Origin of the sequence: Thermobispora bispora DSM 43833 (assembly GCF_000092645.1) — a bacterium.
In the GTDB taxonomy this organism is placed as follows: domain Bacteria; phylum Actinomycetota; class Actinomycetes; order Streptosporangiales; family Streptosporangiaceae; genus Thermobispora; species Thermobispora bispora.
Map to the genome: position 1 here is coordinate 2,214,497 of NC_014165.1, position 22,896 is coordinate 2,237,392.

At 73.0% G+C, this 22,896-nt stretch carries 15 protein-coding genes; 8 read left to right on the top strand and 7 right to left on the bottom strand.

The genetic code is table 11. The features are described 5' to 3' along the window. The first annotated feature begins 681 nt into the window (after positions 1–681). Genes efeU through efeB form a run of 3 tightly spaced genes read left to right on the top strand, consistent with a single transcriptional unit; the run spans position 682 to position 3,927 of the window. Positions 682–1,527, top strand: a complete 846-nt coding sequence (efeU, locus tag TBIS_RS09485; RefSeq protein ID WP_013132159.1) for an iron uptake transporter permease EfeU — start codon at positions 682–684, stop codon at positions 1,525–1,527. A gap of 13 nt (positions 1,528–1,540) precedes the next feature. Continuing rightward, the gene (efeO, locus tag TBIS_RS09490; RefSeq protein ID WP_013132160.1) at positions 1,541–2,668 is read left to right on the top strand and encodes an iron uptake system protein EfeO; all 1,128 of its coding nucleotides are present in this window, start codon (positions 1,541–1,543) and stop codon (positions 2,666–2,668) included. Further along, complete coding sequence (efeB, locus tag TBIS_RS09495) at positions 2,665–3,927, top strand: iron uptake transporter deferrochelatase/peroxidase subunit (RefSeq protein WP_013132161.1); 1,263 nt, start codon at positions 2,665–2,667, stop codon at positions 3,925–3,927. The genes efeO and efeB overlap by 4 nt, the downstream gene beginning before the upstream one ends. A 240-nt stretch (positions 3,928–4,167) precedes the next feature. On the opposite strand, the gene TBIS_RS18160 is transcribed toward efeB, so the two are convergent. The 5 genes from TBIS_RS18160 to TBIS_RS09520 form a co-directional block, all read right to left on the bottom strand. Further along, a complete protein-coding gene (locus tag TBIS_RS18160) occupies positions 4,168–4,968 on the bottom strand; it encodes a DUF4352 domain-containing protein (RefSeq protein WP_013132162.1) in 801 nt (266 codons plus the stop codon). A 420-nt stretch (positions 4,969–5,388) separates the two neighbouring features. Beyond that, the gene (locus TBIS_RS09505) at positions 5,389–6,156 is read right to left on the bottom strand and encodes a DUF4352 domain-containing protein (protein ID WP_013132163.1); all 768 of its coding nucleotides are present in this window, start codon (positions 6,154–6,156) and stop codon (positions 5,389–5,391) included. Positions 6,157–6,394: 238 nt separating this feature from the next. After that, positions 6,395–7,378, bottom strand: a complete 984-nt coding sequence (meaB, locus tag TBIS_RS09510; RefSeq protein WP_013132164.1) for a methylmalonyl Co-A mutase-associated GTPase MeaB — start codon at positions 7,376–7,378, stop codon at positions 6,395–6,397. Continuing rightward, positions 7,375–9,537, bottom strand: coding sequence for a methylmalonyl-CoA mutase (scpA, locus tag TBIS_RS09515; protein WP_013132165.1), 2,163 nt, complete (start codon positions 9,535–9,537; stop codon positions 7,375–7,377). Before scpA ends, meaB begins: the two co-directional genes overlap by 4 nt. Further along, the gene (locus TBIS_RS09520) at positions 9,534–11,339 is read right to left on the bottom strand and encodes a methylmalonyl-CoA mutase family protein (RefSeq protein WP_013132166.1); all 1,806 of its coding nucleotides are present in this window, start codon (positions 11,337–11,339) and stop codon (positions 9,534–9,536) included. The genes scpA and TBIS_RS09520 overlap by 4 nt, the downstream gene beginning before the upstream one ends. 299 nt (positions 11,340–11,638) lie before the next feature. On the opposite strand from TBIS_RS09520, the gene TBIS_RS09525 reads away from it, so the two are divergent. Then, positions 11,639–12,763, top strand: a complete 1,125-nt coding sequence (locus TBIS_RS09525; RefSeq protein ID WP_013132167.1) for a DUF5925 domain-containing protein — start codon at positions 11,639–11,641, stop codon at positions 12,761–12,763. Positions 12,764–13,141: 378 nt separating this feature from the next. Next, the gene (locus TBIS_RS09530) at positions 13,142–13,960 is read left to right on the top strand and encodes a DUF4253 domain-containing protein (protein ID WP_013132168.1); all 819 of its coding nucleotides are present in this window, start codon (positions 13,142–13,144) and stop codon (positions 13,958–13,960) included. 204 nt (positions 13,961–14,164) lie between these two features. On the opposite strand, the gene TBIS_RS19065 is transcribed toward TBIS_RS09530, so the two are convergent. After that, the gene (locus TBIS_RS19065) at positions 14,165–14,392 is read right to left on the bottom strand and encodes a hypothetical protein (RefSeq protein WP_013132169.1); all 228 of its coding nucleotides are present in this window, start codon (positions 14,390–14,392) and stop codon (positions 14,165–14,167) included. Positions 14,393–15,086: 694 nt separating this feature from the next. On the opposite strand from TBIS_RS19065, the gene TBIS_RS09535 reads away from it, so the two are divergent. Then, a complete protein-coding gene (locus tag TBIS_RS09535; RefSeq protein ID WP_013132170.1) occupies positions 15,087–15,956 on the top strand; it encodes a peptidoglycan recognition protein family protein in 870 nt (289 codons plus the stop codon). 301 nt (positions 15,957–16,257) lie between these two features. Continuing rightward, entirely contained in the window at positions 16,258–19,851 is a 3,594-nt protein-coding gene (locus TBIS_RS18165) for a lipopolysaccharide biosynthesis protein (RefSeq protein WP_013132171.1), read from the top strand. 92 nt (positions 19,852–19,943) lie between these two features. Here TBIS_RS18165 and TBIS_RS09545 read toward each other — a convergent pair whose 3' ends face one another. Beyond that, positions 19,944–21,308: a GH39 family glycosyl hydrolase gene (locus TBIS_RS09545; RefSeq protein ID WP_206771171.1), complete on the bottom strand. Its 1,365-nt coding sequence runs from the start codon at positions 21,306–21,308 to the stop codon at positions 19,944–19,946. Between the two features lie 490 nt (positions 21,309–21,798). Between TBIS_RS09545 and TBIS_RS09550 the strand changes: the two genes are divergently transcribed. After that, a complete protein-coding gene (locus TBIS_RS09550; RefSeq protein WP_013132173.1) occupies positions 21,799–22,893 on the top strand; it encodes a GNAT family N-acetyltransferase in 1,095 nt (364 codons plus the stop codon). Positions 22,894–22,896 lie beyond the last annotated feature (3 nt).

Consider the following 22,896-nt stretch of genomic DNA (forward strand, 5'->3'; position numbering starts at 1 on the left):
GCACGCTCACGGCCAGGTAGGGCCGCAGTCCCCGGGCCAGGCAGGGCCGTACGCTTCCCCGGTCAGCCAGGGCCGCACCCTTCCCCTCAGGCGGGACGCACCTCTCGCGGGCCAGGGAGGACCGCACGCTCCCAGGGAGCCTCGCGCTTCCCCGGCCAGGCCGGGCCGCACGCTTCCGCCCGGCTAGCACCGCAGTCCCCGGGCCAGACAGGACCGTACGCTTCCCCGGCAGGCGGGGCCGTACGCTCCCCTGCCGGCACACCACCGGCGGCCCCGGCCACGGCACGCTCCCGCCGTGCACGATCCACCGCCTGCACCGCATCGCCGAGCCCATCCGTGGCCGCTCATTCCGCTTCCGCCACAGAGCCGCACCGGCTCGGTGTCACCGGCATGAGGGCCGGCGCAGGCGGCCCGGCACACCCCGCCCACCCATCCGGCCGGCGGCGCGGCCCGCCGCTCTCGATCTTCCCCTCACCCCGGCGCCCTTCCCCTGCCGGGCCGGGTACCGATGACCGTGCACGCGCAAGCCGTACGGCCTCATCTCCACGAAGCCCCGGTCCGCCCGTACCACAGACCCCTCTGGTGGACCGGCACACCCTCGGATTAAGGTATGCCTTACCTAAATTTGGCAAGGCTAACCTTTCCCTCCGAGGAAGGGCTCACCGGGAAGGGAGAGCCGGCGTGTTCGCCAGCTACCTCATCGGCCTGCGGGAAGGGCTGGAGGCGACGCTCGTCGTCACCATCCTGGTCGCCTTCCTGGTCAAGAGCGGCCGCAAGGACAAGCTGCCGCTCGTCTGGGCGGGAGTCGGGATCGCCGTCGCGCTGTCGCTCGCGGCCGGTGGGCTGCTCACGTTCACCTCCGCGGTGCTCGGCACCCGCGAGCAGGAGCTGTTCGAGGGCATCGCCTCGCTCCTCGCCACGGTCTTCGTGACCTTCATGATCTTCTGGATGAAGGCGACGTCACGCCGCCTCTCCGCGGAGCTCCGGGAGCGGCTCGACGAGGCGCTGCGCATCGGCACGGCCGCGGTCGTCGTGCTCGCCTTCGTGTCCGTCGTCCGCGAAGGCCTGGAGACCGCGCTGCTCTGGTTCGCCGCCGCCCAGGGTGCGGCGAGCAGCACCACCCCGCTGGTCGGGGTCACCCTCGGCCTGCTCACCGCTGTCGCGATCGGCTGGGGTCTGTACCGGAGCGTCCTGCGCATCGACCTCGGCCGGTTCTTCACCTGGACCGGTCTGCTGCTCATCCTCGTCGCGGCGGGCATCGTCAAGTACGGCGTGCACGACCTGCAGGAGGCGGGTGTGCTGCCCGGCCTGACCGATCAGGCCTTCGACATCAGCGGCGTCCTCGACCCGGGCGCCTGGTACACGGCGCTGCTCACCGGCATGTTCAACATCACCGCCCAGGCCACCGTCCTGGAGACCATCGCCTGGGCGCTCTACGCCGTCCCGGTGCTCGTGCTCTTCCTCCTCCCGGCCCGCAGGTCCCGCGTGCGCACCACCACCGCCGCCCCGGCTCCCCCCGCCTCGTGATCGGAGTCCATCGATGCGTACTGGCACCGCTGTCACCGTCTCCCTGCTCGCCCTCGCCGCGATCGCCGGCTGCTCGGGGACCGGTTCGCCGGGCTCCGGCTCCGGTGGGGCGGACAAGATCAGCGTCGCCGCGAGCGACACCGAGTGCACGGTGAGCGTCTCGGAGCTCCCCGCCGGGACCGCGACCTTCGCGGTGACGAACAACGGGACCAAGGTCACCGAGTTCTACGTCTACGCGCCCGGCGATCGGGTCATGGGCGAGGTGGAGAACATCGTGCCCGGGCTCACCCGCGAGCTCATCGTGGAGCTCCCGCCAGGAAACTACGAGACGGCCTGCAAGCCCGGCATGATCGGCAAGGGGATCCGCAACGCCCTGAAGGTCACCGGCGAGCACAAGCCGCTCACCGCCGACGCGAAGCTCGCCGAGGCGGTCGCGAGCTACAAGCGGTACGTCAACAGCCAGGCCGGCTCCCTGCTCGAGAAGACCAAGGAGTTCACCGACGCGGTGAAGGCCGGTGACATCGCCAAGGCGAAGGAGCTCTTCCCGATCGCCCGGACGTACTGGGAGCGCATCGAACCGGTGGCCGAGATCTTCGGGGACCTCGACCCGGCGATCGACGCGCGGGAGAACGACGTGGCCGAGGGCGAGGAGTGGACCGGCTTCCACCGGATCGAGAAGGACCTCTGGGTCACCGGGGACGTCAGCGGCGACGGGCCCATCGCCGACAAGCTCATGGCCGACGTGCGGACCCTCGTCGAGAAGGCCACCACGGTCGAGCTCTCCCCGCTGCAGCTCGCCAACGGGGCGAAGGGCCTGCTGGACGAGATCGCGACCGGCAAGATCACCGGTGAGGAGGATCGCTACTCCCACACGGACCTGTGGGACTTCGCCGCCAACCTCGACGGCAGCAAGGCGGCGGTTCAAGCGCTCCGCCCCGTGCTCGAGGAGCGCGACCCGGAGCTCGTCAAGGAGATCGACGAGGGGTTCGCCGCCGTCGAGAAGGTGCTCGGCGAGCACCGGTCAGGCGACGGCTGGAAGCTCTACACCGAGCTCGGCAAGAGCGACCTGAAGGCCCTGTCCGACGCCATCAACGCCCTCTCCGAGTCGATCAGCAAGATCGCGTCGGTGGTGCAACGATGAGCACGGCGACCGGGATCAGCAGACGCAGGCTCCTCGGCCTCGGAGTGGCCGGGGCTGCCGGGGCGGCGGCCGTCGGCGCGTTCGCCGGCCGTACGCTCCCCGGCGGATCCGCGCCCGCCCACACGGAGGCGGCGGGCGGGGCGGTGCCCTTCTACGGCAGGCACCAGGCGGGCATCACCACGCCCGCCCAGGACCACCTGCACTTCGTCGCCTTCGACGTGATCACCGAGAAGCGCGGCGAGCTCGTGGAACTGCTCCAGGAGTGGACGGCGGCCGCGGCCCGGATGACCCAGGGCAAGAGCGCCGGGCCCTTCGGCCCGGTCGGCGGCGATCCCCAGGCACCGCCGGACGACACCGGGGAGGCGCTCGACCTCCCCCCGTCCCAGCTCACGCTCACCATCGGCTTCGGCCCGTCGCTCTTCGACGAGCGGTTCGGGCTCGCCGATCGCAGGCCGCCGGCGCTGGTGGACCTGCCCTCGTTCCCCGGGGACGCGCTCATCCCCGAGATCTCCGGGGGCGACATCTGCGTGCAAGCGTGCGCGAACGATCCCCAGGTGGCCGTGCACGCGATCCGCAACCTGGCGCGGATCGGGTTCGGCAGGGTCTCGGTCCGGTACTCGCAGCTCGGATTCGGCCGCACCTCGTCCACCTCGTACGCGCAGGAGACCCCGCGCAACCTCTTCGGCTTCAAGGACGGCACCGCCAACCTCAAGCTCGAGGACGCCGCCATGCTCGACGAGCACCTGTGGGTGGCGCCCGGCGACGGCCCCGGCTGGATGACCGGCGGCACCTACCTGGTGGTCCGCAAGATCCGCATGCACATCGAGACGTGGGACCGGGCACCGCTCGCCGAGCAGGAGGCGATCTTCGGGAGGGACAAGGCGCGCGGCGCCCCGCTCACCGGCCGGGACGAGTTCGACGAGCCGGACTTCACCAAGACCGGTGCGGACGGCAAACCGGTGATCGCGGAGAACTCCCACGTGCGGCTCGCCCACCCGTCACGGCACGGCGGCGCCCGGCTCCTCCGCCGCGGCTACAACTACGTGGACGGCTCCGACGGGCTCGGGCGGCTCGACGCCGGGTTGTTCTTCATGGCCTACCAGCGCGACCCGCGCAAGCAGTTCATCCCCATCCAGATGGAGCTCGCCCGCCACGACGCGCTCAACGAGTACATCAAGCACGTCTCGAGCGGCGTCTTCGCCTGCCCGCCCGGGGTCACGGACGCCGGCGACTTCTGGGGGCGGGCCCTCTTCACCTGACCCACGCGGTGCCGGCCCCACCCGGGCACCACCACTCCCCGGCGACGGCCCCGGCGCGTGGCGAATCCGATCGACCCCGAACGGCACGGGAGGCGCCGGGTGCCCGGTCGGTGAACGCGCTGTGCTCGCACGCTCCGTACGAGCCCGCGCGGTCAGCGGCCGCGCCGCCTCCCCGGCGGGCCTACGCCAGCGCGGCCGCCGCGCCCCGGCGACATCGCGGCGGCTCCCGGCCCGGGCCCGTCAGCTCAGCCGCCACTCACCCCGCTGGTTGCCGAAGAGCCCGCTCTTCACCGCGTACAGGAACTTCGCCGCCTTCAGGTCGTTGGGGAGCTCGAACACGAGGACGCCCTTGCGGCTGTCCCCGGCGCTGATCGTCACCGACGTCAGGCTCACCCCCTCCTGGATGTTGCTGATCAGGCTCGGGCGGTGCTCCTGCCCCTCGTTGTCGACCAGCGTCGCCCCCATCCACGGGCTGTCGTTGTACACGCGGTCGCCCTTGTTCTCGATCCGGAGCTCGACGGCCACCCAGCGGTTGCCCGCCTTCGGGGTGAAGATCTCCGACTTGGGGGTCGCCCGGTCGAAGACCTTGGTGACGGTGACCGCCACCTGCTCGCCCTCGGTCCCGCGGAGCAGCAGGGTGCCGCCGAGCTCGGCCTGCTGGTAACCATCGTCACCGCTCCGGTCCCCCGGCTCCTGGCCCTGTCCGTCGCGGTTCTCGCCGGGGTCCTGCCCCAGGCCGTCCCGGTCCTGTGTCACGCCCGGGGTGGGACGGCCGGCGACCGAGGTGCTCTCATCCCCGGAGAGCAGGGCGACCACCACGCCGATGCCCACCAGCACCACGACCACGGCCGCGATGACGCCGATCACCATCCCGGCACCGGGCTTCTTCGGTGGCGGCGGTGGCGGATAGCCGTACCCGTAGGGCTGGCCGTACGGGTACGGCTGCTGGGGATACTGAGGCGGCTGCCCGCCCTGCCACATCTGCCACTGCTGGGGGTTCTGGTGGGGGTTCTGCGGGCCGGGCCCCTGGTGGTATGCCATATCCGCTCTCCGGATGACTCGACGATCGCATCTTCGGTGGGCGAGATGATCTGCTGGCGTAGGTTACCGGGGCGGAGCCACAGCAGGCGTAGCCAATTCGCGCAGTAGCCCATAACCCGCCATTCCGGCCTGGGCCGAGACAATGGTGCCGTCACCGGTGCAGCCGGCTGACCGGGAACGCAAGGGGTGCGCCGCCTGCCGCGATGGCCCGCCGCGAGGACGGCCGGTCATCAGCGGTTTCGCGGACAGGGTCACCGGGAGCAGGTCACCGGCCCGCATACGAATCTTGGGCCTCGGAAATGATCGTTTCAGCCGCGTCCGCACCATTGCGGAGACACCGACCGCCGCTCGCGCCGAAAGAGACAGGACGGCCGGTCTGGAATGAGCGGCGCATGCCGTGCCTTCTCGGTCACATGGCCGTCAGTTCAGCCGCCACACCGCCTTGCTAGCGGGTCCTCCGGAGTACCTTCCGAACAGCAGCTTCTCCGCCTTCACCCGATCGGGGAGCTCGAACACGAGGACGCCCGACGAGGTAGCCCCGGGAACCAACGGGTACGTCCCCACCGCGGACATGTTGCCGCCCTCCGCGATCCTGCTGTTGTGGCTGTCGCGCGGGACGTACTCCACCCCGTACTGATCGACCAGCCTCGCCCACCCTGCGTCGCAACAGTACAGGTCACGTGTTCCCTGCTGCTCGACCCGTAACCCGACCGCCACCCAGCGGGCGCCCGGCTGCGGGGATCGATGCCGCGGGGTCGCCGGGTCGAAGTACCCGGTCACGGTGACCGTGAGCCGCCAGTCGTCCTTCGCGAGCGTGAGGGTGTCGCCCACCCGGGCTTGCTGGGCGTCGCGGAACCTGTCCTGCCACAGCGTCTTCCCGGTATTCGAGAGGTCGTCCCACTCGGGGTCCACCACCACGACGCTCGGTGCGGCGCGGCCGGCTACCGGGGTGCCCTCACCCGCGGAGAGGCGCGAGATCACCACACCGATGCCCACGAGCACCATGACGACGACCGCGATCACGCCGATCACGACCCCGAGCTCGGGCTTCCGGGGTGGCGGCGGGGATGGATGCCCGGACACGTCCGGCCGGCCGTACGGCGACGGCCGCCCGTCCTGCGCCCGCCCATCCGGCCTCGCCTGCGACCGCGCGGAGTCCTGCGGGCCCGAGCCCTGTTCGTACGCCATGACTTGCCCTCCACGGGATGACTTCCACGAACGCGCCTGCACCGGGCGAAGTGATCTGCTGGCGTACCTTAGCGGCTTCGCACCCTAAACTGTTAATCCCATTCGCAAAGTGATTGGTCTTCACTGATTGAGCGCATGAGATCGGATACGCACATGGCCTGGCTTGTGACGAAAAGACGGGCGGCCGGTGCGGGAACGCCTCAGCGGCGCGCCCGCACCGGCCGCCCGGAAATCCGGATCACTGAGCCGCGCGCTCGCCGTCCTCGCCCGGCGGCCCGGCGGCGAAGAAGGCGCCGAGAATCCGGTCCGCGGCGAGCGACGGGGTGAGGGACCCGTCGAGGACCTGCCGCTCGATCTCCGGCGCGATCGGCGCGGCGCGCTCCCGGAGCAGGGAGAGCAGCCGGTCGGACGCGAGCGACCAGGTCCACTCCACCTGCTGGCGGGCGCGCTTCGCCGCCACGTCGATCCCCTCCTGGTGGCGGACGATCCGCTCCCACAGCTCCGGAAGGCCCGCGCCGGTGAGGCCGCTGCAGGTGAGCACGGGCGTGGAGGAGCGGAGCAGCCGCAGTGCCCCGGAGAGCTCGGCCGCGGCCTTCCGCGCAGCCTTCTCGTGCTCGCCGTCCGCCTTGTTCACCGCGATCACGTCGGCGAGCTCGAGCACGCCCTTCTTGATCCCTTGGAGCTGGTCCCCGGTGCGGGCGAGGGTGAGCACGAGGAACGTGTCGACCATGTCGGCGACGGCGGTCTCCGACTGGCCGACGCCGACGGTCTCGACCAGCACGATGTCGTACCCGGCCGCCTCCATGACGATCATCGCCTCGCGGGTGGCCTTGGCCACGCCGCCGAGCGTGCCCGCGGTCGGCGACGGCCGGATGAACGCGCGGGGATCCGCGGCGAGCTTCGTCATCCGGGTCTTGTCGCCGAGGATGCTGCCGCCGGAGCGCGGCGACGACGGGTCCACGGCGAGCACGGCCACCCGGTGCCCGCGGCCGGTCAGGTAGGTGCCGAGCGCCTCGATGAAGGTCGACTTGCCGACGCCCGGCACCCCGGAGATGCCCACCCGCCGGGCCTTGCCCGCGTGCGGGGTCAGCTCGACGAGCAGCCGCTGGGCGAGCCGCTGGTGGTCGGGCCGGGTCGACTCCACGAGCGTGATCGCCCGGGCGATCCACCGCCGGTTCCCGGAGAGCACGCCGTGGAGGTAGTCCTCCAGGGCCGCGGTCACGACGCCGGAGCGGACGCCCGGGCGAGCCGGGCCCGCAGGTCCTTCAGGAGCGCCAGCGCGGCGTCGGCGATCACGGTGCCCGGCGGGAACACCGCGCTCGCCCCGGCCTTGAGCAGCGGCTCCACGTCGTCCGGCGGGATCACCCCGCCGACGACGATCATGATGTCCCCGGCGTCGAGGTCGTCCAGCGCGCGCTTCAGCGCGGGGACGAGCGTCATGTGGCCCGCGGCGAGCGACGAGACGCCGATGATGTGCACGTCGGCCTCGACCGCCTGCCGCGCCACCTCCTCCGGCGTCTGGAAGAGCGGGCCGACGTCGACGTCGAAGCCGAGGTCGGCGAAGGCGCTCGCGATCACCTTCTGGCCGCGGTCGTGGCCGTCCTGGCCCATCTTGGCGACGAGGATCCGCGGCCGGCGGCCCTCGGCCCGCTCGAACTCCGCGCACGCGGCGCGGGCCTCTTCGACCCTGTCCCGGTCGGCCTCGCTGCGGTACACACCCGTGATGGTACGGATCTGCGCGGTGTGCCGGCCGAAGACCTTCTCCAGGGCCGCCGAGATCTCCCCGACCGTGGCCTTGGCCCGGGCGGCCCGCACCGCGAGCTCGAGCAGGTTGGCGTCGCCCGCGGCTCCCTTGGTGAGCGCGTCGAGAGCCTCGGCCACCGCCTCCGGGTCGCGCTCGGCGCGGAGCCGGCGCAGCTTCTCGATCTGCTGGTTGCGCACCGCCGTGTTGTCGACCTTGAGCACCTCCACCGGCACGTCGGAGGCGGGCCGGTACTTGTTGACGCCGATGACCGGCTGCCGGCCGGAGTCGATCCGCGCCTGGGTGCGGGCGGCCGCCTCCTCGATCCGGAGCTTCGGCAGCCCTTGCTCGATGGCGCGGGCCATGCCGCCGGCCTGCTCGACCTCCTGGATGTGCGCCCAGGCCCGCTGGGCGAGGTCGTGGGTGAGCCGCTCCACGTAGTACGAGCCGCCCCACGGGTCGATCGACCGGCGGATGCCCGACTCCTGCTGGAGCATGAGCTGGGTGTTGCGGGCGATCCGCGCGGAGAAGTCGGTCGGGAGCGCGAGCGCCTCGTCCAGCGCGTTGGTGTGCAGCGACTGGGTGTGCCCCTGGGTGGCGGCCATCGCCTCGATGCAGGTGCGCACCACGTTGTTGTAGACGTCCTGCGCGGTGAGCGACCAGCCGGAGGTCTGGCTGTGCGTGCGGAGGGAGAGGGAGCGGGGGTTCTTCGGGTTGAACTGCTTCACCAGCTTGGCCCAGAGCAGCCGCGCCGCCCGGAGCTTCGCCACCTCCATGAAGAAGTTCATCCCGATGCACCAGAAGAACGACAGCCTCGGGGCGAAGGCGTCGATGTCCAGCCCGGCCTTGATCCCGGCCCGCAGGTACTCCAGCCCGTCGGCGAGGGTGTAGGCGAGCTCCAGGTCGCAGGTGGCCCCCGCCTCCTGGATGTGGTAGCCGGAGATCGAGATCGAGTTGAACTTCGGCATGTGCCGGGAGGTGTAGGCGAAGATGTCCGAGATGATCCGCATCGACGGCCCGGGCGGGTAGATGTACGTGTTGCGGACCATGAACTCTTTGAGGATGTCGTTCTGGATGGTGCCCGTGAGCTGGTGGGGCGCCACCCCCTGCTCCTCCGCGGCGACGATGTAGAGCGCCATGATCGGCAGGACGGCGCCGTTCATGGTCATCGACACGCTCATCTTGTCGAGCGGGATGCCGTCGAACAGCTGCCGCATGTCGTAGATCGAGTCGATCGCGACCCCGGCCATGCCCACGTCACCGGCGACCCGCGGGTGGTCGGAGTCGTAGCCGCGGTGGGTGGCGAGGTCGAAGGCGACCGACAGGCCCTTCTGCCCCGCGGCGAGGTTGCGCCGGTAGAACGCGTTCGACTCCTCGGCGGTGGAGAACCCCGCGTACTGCCGGATCGTCCACGGCTGGGTGACGTACATGGTGGGGTACGGCCCGCGCAGGTAGGGCGCGATCCCCGGGTAGGTCTGGAGGAAGTCGACCCCCTCGAGGTCGGCGGCCGTGTAGCACGCCTTGACCGCGATCCCCTCGGGCGTCTGCCACACCTCGCCGTCCCGCGCGATCGCCTCACCCGGGTCCGGTACGGCTTCCGCCCCCGATGTCAGGTCGATCTGTGAAAAGTCCGGAATCATCGGGCCACTCCCAGGTCATCGAACGTGGTGCGGATCACGTCGAGCGCGTCGCAGCCGGCGTAGAGGTTGGCGTCGACACCCTCATACTCGCCCTTCCCCGCCAGCCAGACCCGTCTCGCCCCGGCCTCCTTGAGCGCGGTGGCCACCGCGGCGGCGTGCTCGGCGTACAGGGCGTCGCTGGAGCACAGGCAGGCCACGGGGGTGCCGGCGTCGCGGAACGCGGCCGCGATCGCGGCCGGGTCGGTGGCGGGGCCGCTGGTCACGGTCTCGATCCCGCCGGCGGCGAAGAGGTTGGCGGCGAACGTGGCCCGGGCCGTGTGCGCGGCGATCGGCCCGATCGTGGCGAGGAAGACCGTGGGCCGCCGCTCCTGGGCGTCGGCGATGTCGCGCAGCGCCTCGAACTCCTCGGCGTACCGGATCACCGGGAGCCCGCCCGGCCCGGCCACCGCCCGGCCGGCGAGCCCGGCCCCGGGACGGCGGGACAGCGGCCGCTCCGTGCGGTCGGGGAACTCGCTCACCCCGGTGAGCGGGTCGCGCCGGTGGGCGATGTTCGCCGCGCGCGCGGCCCGGGTGGCGGCGAGCCGCTCCGGGACGAGGCTCTCCAGGGCGGCGGCCATGCCCCCGGCCCGCTCGATCTCCTGGAACCACCGCCACGCGGCGGCGGCGAGGTCCGCGGTGAGCCGCTCGGCGTACCACGATCCGCCCGCCGGGTCGGCCACCCGCGCCACCCCGGCCTCCTCCACCAGGAGGGCGTGGGTGTTGCGCGCGATCCGCCGGGAGAACTCGTCGGGCAGGCCGAGGCAGGCGTCGAACGGCTGCACGGTCACCGCGTCCGCCCCGCCGACGCCGGCGGCGAAGCAGGCCACCGTGGTGCGGAGCATGTTCACCCACGGGTCGCGGACGCTCATCATCGCCGATGAGGTCACGGCGTGCTGCACCTGCGTCCCCGGCCCGCCGACCACCTCGGCGACCCGCGCCCACAGGCGGCGGGCCGCCCGGAGCTTGGCGATGGTGAGGAACTGATCGGCGGTGGCCGCGTAGCGGAACTCGAGCTGGCCGAGCGCCTGCTCGACCGTGAGACCGGCCTCGGTCAGCGCGCGCAGGTAGGCCACCCCGGTCGCGATGGAGCAGCCCAGCTCCTCGGCGTCACTCCCCCCGGCGTCGTGGTACGGCAGCGCGTCGACGGTGATCGCGCGGAGCCCGGGGTGCCCGGCGGACCGGCTGGCGAGCTCGGCCGCCTCGGCGAGCCGGGCGGGGATGGCGTCCCGCTGCCCGGTCCGCGCGGCCAGGCCGATCGGGTCGGCGCCCAGGTTGCCCCCGGGGATCCGCCTCCCGGCAACCAGGCGAAGGAAGGTCTCCGCCGCCTCCGCGGTGTGCTCCCCCGCGTCGAGCACGACGGGGAAGCGCTCCAGATCGACGCCGTCCAGCACGTCGGGCAGCGCGGCCGCGCCGATGGCGGCGAGGTCCAGCCAGATCGAGGTGACACCGCCCTCGAGGTCGGCCTGGATCGCCGCGCGGGTGGCGGCCGGATCGGGGTCGGCGTGGCGCTGCCGTACGTCCCAGGCGCCCGTGCGGCCCACGATGCGCGGGGCGCGCGGGAGGTCGGAGGCGTCGTGGAGCGGCGCCACGGTGACACCGTCATATGTCGTGGTGGACAGCGCCTGCTCGACGTCGTCCGCCGATCCCTGCCAGCCGGACTTCCGCAGCACCTCGGCCGCGAGCTCCCGCCACCGCTCCCGGGTGGCCTGCGGGAACTCCGCGGCGAGTCCGGTGAGTTCGCCGAGTTCGAGTGGCACCGTCATGCGACGGATGCTAGACGCAGCCCCGCGGTGACGATCGGCCGGGGTGTGGTTTGACCGCCGTCGTGTCGCGGCGGCGCGCCGCCGGGTCACGGCACGGGCGGGCCCGTCCTCCGGGCGCTCCGGGCGCGCTGCTTCCGGGCCGGGGCGCCGGGATGCGCGGCGGCGGAGCGGGGGTCGCGGCACCGGACCGGAGGCCGACCGGTCGGCTCCGGGCCATAGACTGCGACCGGCACCACGCGTGGCGTGGATCGGTGTAAATGCGTCGACAGTGAGGCTCCCCGCCCGAGACTATGGATCACATGTCCGTCCTCAAGGAGGTCGTCTTCTCCTCCCGCCCCGAAGAGGAGTCGAGCGCGGTCCCGTTGCGGTTGTGGCTCGACGACACCGACACCCCGGCCGACGTGATCGACGCGCTGGCCCTCTCCCCGTTCGCGACCGGGGCCCAGCCGTGGTCCCGGACCACGCGGCTGGAGCGGGTCCGCGCCGACGCGGCCATGACGGTTCCCGGGGGCCGGCTGCTCCGGGTCGCCCAGCACACCGACGGCCACGAGGCCCGTCTCATCGCCGGTGAGGGCTGGACGCTGCGGGTGGTCCGGCACGCCAACCGGTCGGCGACGGTGACCGCGACCGCGGTGACCGAGGAGCTGGCCGCCTCGGTGCTGGCCCAGGCGATCCGGGACGCCGAGGAGAAGGCGCCGGCGGGCGACCACGTCACCATGGGCTTCTGGTGGTCCTCGGTCCACGGCCCCCGGCGCTCGGTGAAGCCGATCACGACCTCGCCCTGGGCGGAGATCAGGCGGAACTACTCCAGCTCGGTGGTGCCGCGCCTCGACGGGCTCATGAAGACCACGCCGAAGGACATCACCGGGCGGCTGCTGCTCTTGCACGGCCCGCCGGGCACGGGCAAGACCACCCTGCTCCGCACGATCGCCCGCGAGTGGTCGAGCTGGTGCCAGGCCGACTGCGTCCTCGACCCCGAGCGGCTCTTCGGCGACCCCGGGTACCTGATGGACGTGGCGATCGGGTACGACGACCCGGATGAAGAGGACCAGCAGCGCTGGCGGCTGCTCATCCTCGAGGACTGCGACGAGCTGATCCGCGCCGAGGCCAAGCAGTCGACCGGTCAGGGCCTGTCCCGGCTGCTCAACCTCACCGACGGCCTGCTCGGGCAGGGCAGGGACGTGCTCGTCGCGATCACCACCAACGAGGACCTCGCCCGGCTCCACCCGGCGGTGGTGCGGCCGGGCCGGTGCCTGGCCAGGCTGGAGATCGGCCCGCTGGGACCGGAGGAGGCGGCGCGGTGGCTGGGCCGGCGGGACGGCATCGGCCCGTCCGGTGCCACGCTCGCCGAGCTCTACGCGCTCCGCGACGGGCACGCGGCGCCGGAGCCGGACGAGCCCGCCTCGACCGGGCTGTACCTCTGACCGCCCGTCCCGCCGGTACGGCGGGGCCCGCGCGGCCGGAGCCCGGGGTCGATCCACGCGGTACGGCGGGGCCGGAAAGGCGCGGGCGTCCGCGGTGGGAGGGGTGCTCGTGAGCGCGCACCCCGCCCGGCGCACGGGCATGACCGCGTGGGTACGGCGGGAATCTGCGGTGCGGCCGCCGATGGCGGGAGGCGGGTCGCGGGAACGCGGGCACGCCCGGCCGGCGCCCGGAACGACGTGGGCGGCCCGGCCGGCGCCCGGGGTCGTTTCCGCGGTACGGCGGGCCGGCGTGGCGGGACGCGCACGGCGCATCCGCGCATGACGCGCCGCGGGTCCGCGCACTGGGATATTCACCGGCCGGTCCGACATTATTGGCGCATGTCGGTTCACGAGCGTCGGCGGCTACCGCCGGGCCTGGAACAGCTCTTCGCTGACGGCGGCGCCGGGAGGGAGCTCACCGTCGATCTCCCTCCCGGGTCTCTCGTGTGGCCGGATCCCAAGTACGACCGGATGCGCACGCATCATCGGCCCTCGTTCTGGCTGAGCGACGATCCCGTGCCACCCGGGTTCTGGGCACGGTTGCGCCGTGAGCACCCGCGGTCCGGGCTGTGGCCGGTGCTGCTCGAGGACGGCGTGCAGCCGTGGTCGGCGGGGCAGATCGCGCCGGATTCGGTGGCGCAGATCGACCTCTTCACCGCCGAGGGGTTCATGGCCGAGGTGTGGCGGGACCTCATCGTGAGCCGCGACGTGGTGGACCTCTCCCCGTTCGGGAAGGAATGCCCCGGTCTCGCCCCACCGGGGAGGTTGATGGCCGACCCTGACACGGTCGCCGACTGGTACGCGGACATCGTGGTCCAGCGGGTCACCCCGCTGGGGCTCGTGGCGGTGGACCGGAGCGCCGACGCCCCGGTGGCGCTCGGCTGGCAGGGCGCGGTGCACCACAACGAGTGGAACGTGCCGCTCGCCGCGGTGCTCCGGAGCTGGGAGGAGAGGTTCGGCGTCCGGGTGGTCGGCATGGGGTTCGACACCCTGGAGCTCAGCGTGGCCGCTCCCCCCATGACGCTGGAGCACGCGCTCCACGTGGCGGCCGAGCACTGGACCTTCTGCCCGGACAGCATCCTGCAGGCCGGGGGATCGCTCGCCGAGTACGCCGCGCAGATCGTGGGCCGGAACGCCTGGTCGTTCTGGTGGGACTGATCCCGGCCTCGGGCGCCCTCGCGCGGGCGCCCGAGGCCGGAACCGACGCAGGCCCGGGGCGCGGATGCCGGGCGCGGGCCCGCGGTGGAGCGGGCGCCGGGTCCGGGCGTGCCCGGGCGTCCCGGCGCCCGCCGCCCCGGACCACGGCGGGCCGGCCGTGCCCGTGGCCGGGGCGGCATCACGCCGTCCGCGCGGCTCCGTACCTCACCGGTGGTGCTCGTAGAGCCGGGCCAGGTCGCTCTCCATCTGCGCCATGACCCGCTGGTACCCCTCCCAGCCGTACAGCCGGAGCAGCTCGGACTTCATCCGGAGCGTCTCCTCCTGTACCGCTTTCGGGCCCCGGCGGCGCAGCGCGTCGAGCGTGGCGCGCGCGAGCGCCTCTCGTTCGCCCCACGCCGGGGAGCCATCACGTCGGAACGCAGGGGTAGGCATGGCGTCGTGCCCTCCGCGCTACTGAGACGAACGGTGCCTTTTCCTGACGCGCGACGGGGCCGTTCGGTTGACAGCCGAGTCGGATCTCGCGCCGAACGGGGGAGCCCGCTCGGCGGAACGCACGCACCGGCCGGTGGATGGCCCGCCGGCGGCCGGCGAAGGTCCCGCCCGGGCGAGGCCGGGGCGCACCGCCGCGCCCGTGCCACCCCGCGGTGCCCGCGCCACGAGCACCCTGTTCCCCGGTCCACCGCACCGCGAGCGCACATTTATCACTTTTCCGCCTTGTATGGCCATGCCGGAAATTCCATAGAACTCCTCGGTGGCCGGAGGACGGAAATCCGGATCGGCGCGCACGGGAAAACCCGGAATCGCCCGGTTTCCTGCTTTCTCATCCTTCCTTTTCGCCGCTCGCCGCGTTTCCCCTGGCATGCACTCTTCACGCGGCCGGCACCTGATTCTCCGTACGGGTGACGGCCCTGCGCCCGCCCGCGGAACCCCCTGCTCCCGGCGGCGCACCGGCCGACCGGCCATGCCGTACCGGCACTTTCTCATAACGGGATACCCGGATAATTCGGCATACTCTACGCCGATTTCCGGCCGGTAGGAATAGCCGGGGCGGCGGATGGGCATATTCGATATCGCCTCCCACCGGACGCGGGTTTTCCGAGGACCTGCGCTCAAAGGGGGAGGGCGCATGTCGGAGATCACACGCCGGATGTTCCTCTCGGCCGGGAGCGGTATCGCCGGGGCCATTCTCCTCGCACCCGAGGTCTTCGCCGCCTCCGTCCGGCCCCGGCGGCCGCGCCGGCCCCGCATCTACACCCGGAGCGAGTGGGACGCGGCGCCACCCCGGCGCAAGGCGACGGTGACCGACCATCCGCCGGACCGGATCGTCATCCACCACACCGCCACCGCGAACACCGGCGACACCAGCCTCGAAGCGGCGTTCCGGCTCTCCCGGGCCATCCAGCGCCACCACATGCGGCGCAACGGCTGGGACGACATCGGGCAGCACTTCACGGTCAGCAGGGGCGGGTACATCCTCGAGGGCCGCAACCGCACCCTGCCCGCCATCGAGCAGGGCAAGCTCGCGGTGGGCGCCCACGTCGCCGGGCACAACAGCCGCGCGCTGGGCATCGAGACGGAGGGCACGTACATCGACGAGCTCCCCACCAAGGCCCAGCTCAACGCGCTCGTCGCGCTCGTCGCCTGGCTCTGCGCCACGTACCGGCTCGACCCCCAGAAAGCGATCATCGGGCACCGCGACCTCAACGCCACCGCCTGCCCGGGCGATCGCCTCTACGGCTACCTCGGCCGCCTCCGGGAGGACGTGGCCCGCCGCCTCGGCACGGTGCGCTCCTCGGCCGCCCGCCTCGCCGTGGCCGAGGAACCGCAGCCGGCCCTCGTGGAGCCGGGAGACGGCGAGGAGCCCGCGGAGCCGGAGCCGGGGCTCATCCGGCCGGTCGGGCGGAAGGACCGGGACGGCCGGACGGGCGACGATGCGCCGGAGGGTCCGCGCGGCCGTTGCCCGGCGGCCGGAGACGGCCCCGAACGGCTCAGCTGACCCACGGGCCTCGCCTGTTCCGCGGATCCGGACGGGACGCTCCCGCGAGCGGATGCCCCATCCCCCGGGCATGGGTACGCTCGGGTTTCAGCAGCTAGGGCGGCACCCCCGTGCCACCCCCGCGCATTCCCCGGAGGCCCTGCATGCGCACAGCTCTCCCCGACCGCTCGCCGTCCGCTCAGGTCGCCGTGCCTCAGGCGGGGTGACGGGTGACGCGCATGCTCCACACCGGCGCCAGGCGCCCCGGCGAGACGTTCCTCACCGGCCGCCGGTGGCGGGGAGTCCCCGGTAAGGGGGCCGCATGACCGCCTCAGAGCAGGGCCGGGGCGTCCTCCGCGGCAGCGCGGCCGGCTCGTTACCCGGCCTCGCCCGGCGGGCCGGGGACGGTCCGCCCGCCGGCCGGCTCCGCGCGGCGATCTCCGGCATCGTCGGCGACCCCCTCCTCCGCAACGCGTACGCGCTCATGATCAACGCGGGGGTCTCGGGCGCGCTCGGCCTCCTCTACTGGGTGCTCGCCGCCCGCCTCTACGACGCGGAAGAGGGCGGCCGGGCGATGGCGGTGATCGGCGCGATGCGCCTGCTCGCCTCCCTCACCTCGCTCGGGTTCTCCGGCACCCTCACCCGGTTCATCGCCGACACCGGCCGCGCCACAGGCCGGTTCATCGCCGGCGTCTACCTGCTCGCGAGCGGGGCGGCGCTCGTGCTGACCGCCGGCTTCCTGCTCACCCTCCCCCACTGGGGCCCGAACTACCGCGACCTGAGCGGGCTCGGCCCCGGCCTGCTCTTCTGCGTCGCCGTGGTCTCCTGGGTGGTCTTCACCCTGCAGGACGTCGCCCTCACCGGGCTGCGCAAGGCCACCTGGGTGCCGGTCAAGAACATCGCGTACGCCGTCGTCAAGATCATCCTGCTCGTCGCGCTGGCGAAGGCGCTGCCGTCGGCCGGCATCGCGGTGTCCTGGGTCCTGCCCGTGGTGATCGGGATCCTCCCCGTGGATCTGCTGATCTTCGGCAGGCTGGTGCCCGAGCACCGCAGGCGGACGGCCGGGCGGCGGCCGCCGTCGATCCGGACGCTCGGCAGGTTCCTCGCCGGGGACTACCTCGGCTCCATGTTCATCCAGGCGATCACCTTCCTGCTGCCGGTGATCGTCGGGGCCCTCGTGGAGGCGCGGCAGTTCAACTACTACTACAGCGTCACCATGATCGGCGGGCTGCTGGAGACGCTCGCCATGACCATGGCGGCCTCGCTCACCGTGGAGGGCGCCTTCAACCGGGCCGCGCTCGCCGCCAACGGCCGCCGCGCGCTCAGCCGCTCCCTGCTCAGCCTCAGCCCGGTGGTGTTCGGCGCGATCGTGCTCGCCCCGTGGGTGATGGCGCTGTTCAGCCCCGGGCACGCCGAGCACGCGACCACGCTGCTCAGGTTCGTCGTGCTCGCCACGCTCCCCCGCGCGGTGGTCGAGATCCATCTCGGCGTGCTCCGCGCCATGAACCGGGCCCGGGCGCTCGTGGTCGTCCAGGGGACGATGTGCGCCGGCGTGTTCGCCGGGACGTTCGTCCTGCTGCCCCGGCTCGGCATCACGGGGGTCGGCCTCGCCCTGTTCCTCGCCCAGCTCGGCGTCGCCCTCGCCGTCCTGCCGTCGCTGGTCCGCGTGCTGTGGACCCGCGAGGGCACCGAATCTGGTGGTTCGTCCCGCATGATGGTCCCCGTGACGACGATCAGTGAGCGCGTGACCCGGTTAGGGACCCGGATGCTGGCCGTCATGCCCCACCCCGACCGGGTGAAGAGATGGCTGCTGCCGATCCTGTCCGCCCAGGGCCTGGCCATCTACCTGATCGCGCTGCTCGCGCCGCCCGGCGAGCTCGCCGGCGTCGACGTGGAGCGGATGAACGGCCTCGGGCTCATCTCGGTGCTGCCGCCCACCGCCTTCGCCGGGCTGGCGCTGCTGATCGTCACGTTCTTCGTCACGTTCGCCCAGCGCCGGTACCGCCCCGTCCTGCTCCTCGCCCAGCTCCTCGCGATCACGTTCTGCCTGCACGGGGCGGGCGCTCTGGTCGCGGAGGAGCCGCGCTTCCCCACGGCCTGGCTGCACGTCGGCTTCGCCGAGTACATCGCGCGGACCGGTGGCACGCTCCCCGGCCTCGACGCGCGGTTCAGCTGGCCGGGCTTCTTCGCGCTCTTCGCCTTCGTGGGCGGCGCCGCCGGCATGGAGGACTTCCGCGGGCTGGTCAACTGGACGCCCCTCGTCTCGAACGTCTGCTACCTCGTCCCGCTCCTGCTGATCCTGCGGCGCATGCGCGCCGACCGCCGGGCCAAGTGGCTGGCCGCGCTGCTGTTCGTCACCCTCCAGTGGATCGGCCAGGACTACTTCTCCCCGCAGGGCACCACGTACCTGATGTACCTGCTGCTGATCGCCATCGTGGTGACCTGGTTCGGGCGCGAGCGCGATCGGCCGGCCGGGGAGCCCCGCGGGCTGCTGAGCCGGCTCGCCGGCTACCTCGACGAGGCGGAGCCGGGTGAGCTGCCCGCGAAGCAGGCCGACCCGATCACGCGGATCGCGCTGTACGGCGTGCTGCTCCTGCTCGGCGCCGCCGCGGCCGCGACGCACCAGATCACCCCGTTCATGATGGCGGCCTCCACCCTCGGCCTGGTCATGCTGCGGCGGTGCGGGGTGGCCACGCTCCCCTGGCTGATCGGCGGGTTCGCGGTCGGCTGGCTGAGCTACTTCGCCACGCCGTACTGGTACGGCCACATCGGCGACCTGTTCGGCGGGATCGGCTCGCTGCTCAGCAACCTGACCGCGAACACCACGGGCCGCATGGAGGCGGCGACCGGCGATCCCCTCCACCCGTACGTGCTCCAGCTCCGCCTCGGGTTCGCCGTGGTGCTCGTGCTGCTCGCCGGGGTCGGGCTCGCCCGCCGGGTGCGGCGCATGGTGATGGACCGGGTCGCGCTGGTGCTCACCGTGACCCCGCTCTCCGCGATGGCGCTGCAGAGCTACGGCGGGGAGATGGGGCTGCGCGTGTACCTGTTCATGCTGCCGGGCGCCTGCATCCTCGCCGCCTACGCCTTCTTCCCCGAGCCCCCGGGGAGCCTGCGGGGCATGCGCCAGGTGATCGGCAAGCCCTCCCGGCTCGAGCTGCTCCGGGCGCGGCTCGCCCTCCCGCTCGCCGTGGTGACCACGCTCGCGCTCTGCGGCGGCTTCTTCGTCGCCCGGTACGGCAACGAGCAGTTCGAGCGCATCACCACCGGCGAGGCGCTCGCCCTCGAGTACATCTACGCGCGCGACCGGCCCAGCGCCCGGGTGCTGGTGCTCGCCCCCAGCGACGCGGAACCCGGCACGGTGAGCAGCGACCTCATGGCGAGCATGGTGCCGTGGCGGGAGAAGCACGTCGAGCGGGTGGAGTGGGTCAGCACCCCGCCCCCGACCGACCCCGAGGACATCGGCCAGGTCATCACCGCGCTGCGCTCGCTGGGCCCTGGATCGTTCCTGCTCACCACCCGGGCCCAGGAGACCCTGCTCGAGGTGACCGACCCGGCCGGCCAGGGCATCGAGGACGGCTGGGGCGCGCGGCTCCGGCGGGCGCTCGGCGCCTCCCCGGACCTGGTCACGCTGTACGCGAACGAGGACGCGGCCGTCTACGCCCTGCGGCAGCCGCCGCCCGGCTCGGTGCCGCCGCCCCCGGACCTCACCTCGACCCCGCCGAACGGCACGCCCTGGACGCCGCTCGGGATCGCGGCCTATGTGCTCTACGTGGGATCGCTCATCGGGTTCGAGCTGCTGGGGCTGCGCGGCCGGCACGCCTCACCCTGGCGCCGCCGCCTGCTGCGCACCGCGATATGCGCCGCGGTGGTGGCCGCTGCGGTCGTGGTGGAGAGGTTCGTCTCGCTGGGGCTGTGACCCGCCGGGCCGCGGCGAGTCACGGTCGAGGGGACGTGGCGCGGGAGGCGCCGCGGCCTTGACGCCCGCCCGCTGACGACGGCGGCCGTGGCTCACCGGTCCGGGGCGCGGGGCAGCCAGCGCACCTCGTACGGCCCGAGCGCGACCGGCGTCCCGTCGGCGAGCACCGTCTGGGCGGTGCCGGTGGTGTTGACCAGCACCATCCGCCGCTCCTGGGCGAGGGCGCGCACCGGCGCCCGGCCCGGCGGGAACGGGCGCCCGTCCGGGGCGGTGAGGGCCACAGGCACCGGCTCCGTGCCGTGCGGGAACCACTGGGCGAACCGCTGCAGCAAGCGCAGCGTGGCCGAGGCCTCCCCGGTCTCGTTGGGGATCAGGCAGAACGGGCATCCCTCGCGGACCCGGCGCGGCGCGTACCCGTCCCAGTGGAGCACGGTCGCGGCGCCGGACTCGGCGAGCTCGATCAGCGCGGCCGCGGTCACCGCGAGGCGCCGCCGCTCCGGCCAGCCGAGGGCCGGGCAGGCGCCGCCCTCGAGCGACGCGCACGGCAGCGGGTAGAACTCCGCCCACCACACCGGCAGCCCGGAGCGCTCCCGGAGCCAGCGGGTCATCGCGCCGAACTTGCCGAGCGCGCCGAACTCGTCAGGGCGCAGTTCCCCTTCCGCGGTGAGCGAGCCACCGTCGACCACGATGAAGTCCGCGCCGCGCTTGTGCCGGAGCCAGTAGTCGATCGCCTTGAGCACCCTGCCGTCGACCGTTCCCCACGGCCCGGACACCTCAGAGGGGACCGGCGGCTCCCCCGCGTAGCTGTCCACCGGCATGTACGGCCCGCCCACCCGGATGCGGGGGTCCACCTCCTTCAGCGCGTCGTACACCCGGTTGTACAGCTCGGTGTACGCCACGGCGTCCCACTCGCCGCGCCGCTGGTCCCAGAAGCCCTTGAACTCGTTCCAGACGATGAAGTGCCGCACCTGCGGGTACCGCCGGGCGACGGCGGCGGCGAGCCGGGCGAAGTCGTCGAAGTGCTCCCGCCGCGGGGCGATCTCCAGCAGGCTCCAGTCGGTCGTGCCCGGCCGGCCGCCCTTCATCCAGTCCGGGGCGCAGCAGAGGGTGATCACCGGCACCCCTCCGGTCTCGGCGATCAGCCGCACCCGCTCGTCGAGCGAGGAGAAGTCGTACTCCCCCGGCCGCGGCTCCGGGTTGCCCGCACCGAAGCCCATGATGTGCTGGTTCTGCACGACCCGCGCGGCCGCCAGGGAGCTCACGGCACGGTCGCCGAAGTCGTCGGCGGCGGTGTACTGGGTGTGGGTCAGGCCCCAGCGCGGCCAGGTATCGGGCTCCTCGGCCCACTCCACCCGCAGCGGGGTGACGACGCTCGCGGCGCCGGGCGCCGCCACCGGGGGGCGCTGCGCGGACCGGCGGAGCGCCACCACGCCGAACAGCGCGATGATCGAGCTCACCGTGAGCGCCGCGGCCAGGAGCGCGATCGGCCACCGGGGCCGCCGCCTCCGCCTACGGCCTCTCCGGCCCACCGTGGAACGATCCTTTCCAGCCCACCCTGGCACGATATCGGGCACCGGTTCCATCTGGTAACACCGGACCCGTGGGTCACGCGACGCGGCCGTACCCGGTTGCCGCCGGGGCGGCCGAGCCGGGCGGCGCGGACCGGCTCGGGCGGCGCGCCGAGGCCGGGGAGAGGCGGCCGCGCGGCCGGGCGCGGCCGCGTCCTCACCACGCAACGCGGCCGGACGGCGGGGGCGCCGGATCGGGTGCCGTGACGACGCCGCCCGCTGCCCGGCTCGCTGAGCGACCGGAAGAGCGCCGCGTGGCCGCGTCCCCTGCGGCGTCCCGGGAGGCGCGGCCTTCCCGAGCGGGCCCCTCGAGCGTCCGGGCGTGTCCGGATGCGGCCCGGCGGCCCCAGCATCCGGCATGACCGGGGAAGATAGGTCTGTGCGGATATCCGTGGTTCACCCCAAAGATCTCGGCGAGCCGGAACTGGCCCGGTGGCGGGAGTTCCAGGCCGCGGACCCCGAGCAGGACAACCCCTTCCTCTGCCCGGAGTTCGTGCAGACCGTCGGCCTGCTCCGGCCCCAGGTCCGGGTCGCCGTCATCGCCGACGGCTCGGGCATCTGGGGGTTCTTCCCCTACGAGCGGCACCCGCTGGGCATCGGCAGGCCGGTCGCCGCCGGGCTCACCGACCTGCAGGGCATGGTGTACGCGCGCGGCCTCGAGCTCGACGCGGTGGGGCTGCTCCGCGCCACCGGCCTGGCGGTATGGGAGTTCGACCACCTCCACCCGGGGCAGCCCATGTTCGCCCCGCACCACGAGAGCCGCCACCCGTCGCCGATCATCGAGCTCGCGGGCGGCTACGACGAGTACCTCGCCACGCTCCGCCGGAAGTCGCCGACCACGTACCGGATGACCCGGTACAAGCGCAACCGGCTCGGCCGGGAGGTCGGCGAGGTCCGCCACGTGGCCGAGTCCACGGACACCGCCGCGCTCCGGCGGGTGATGCACTGGAAGTCCCAGCAGTACCGCCGGACCGGCCGCATGGACCGGTTCGCGCACCCGTGGATCGTCGAGCTGGTGGAGCGGCTGCACGCCATCCGCACCGACCGGTTCGCCGGCAGCCTCTCCCTGCTCTACGCGGGCGACGAGCTGGTCGCCGGCCACTTCGGGCTCCGCACCGGCAGCCAGCTCTGCACCTGGTTCCCCGCCTACGACACCCGGTTCGGCAAGTACTCCCCCGGCCTGCTCCAGCACCTCGCCATGGCCCAGGACTTCGCCGCGGCCGGCCTGCGCCACATCGACATGGGCCGGGGCCCCAAGGACTACAAGGAGCAGCTCAAGACCCGGGACCTCGAGGTGGCCGAAGGCCGGGTGGCCCGGGCGTCCGCCGGGGCGGCGGTGCACTGGGTCGCCCAGGTGCCGCTGCGCCGGCTCCGGAACGCCGTGGTGAGCACCCCCTTCCTCCGGGACCGCGCCGACCGGCTCCTCAAGGTGTACGGCAGGCTCAGCAGCCGCCTCCGCCCGGTCCGCGACTGACCC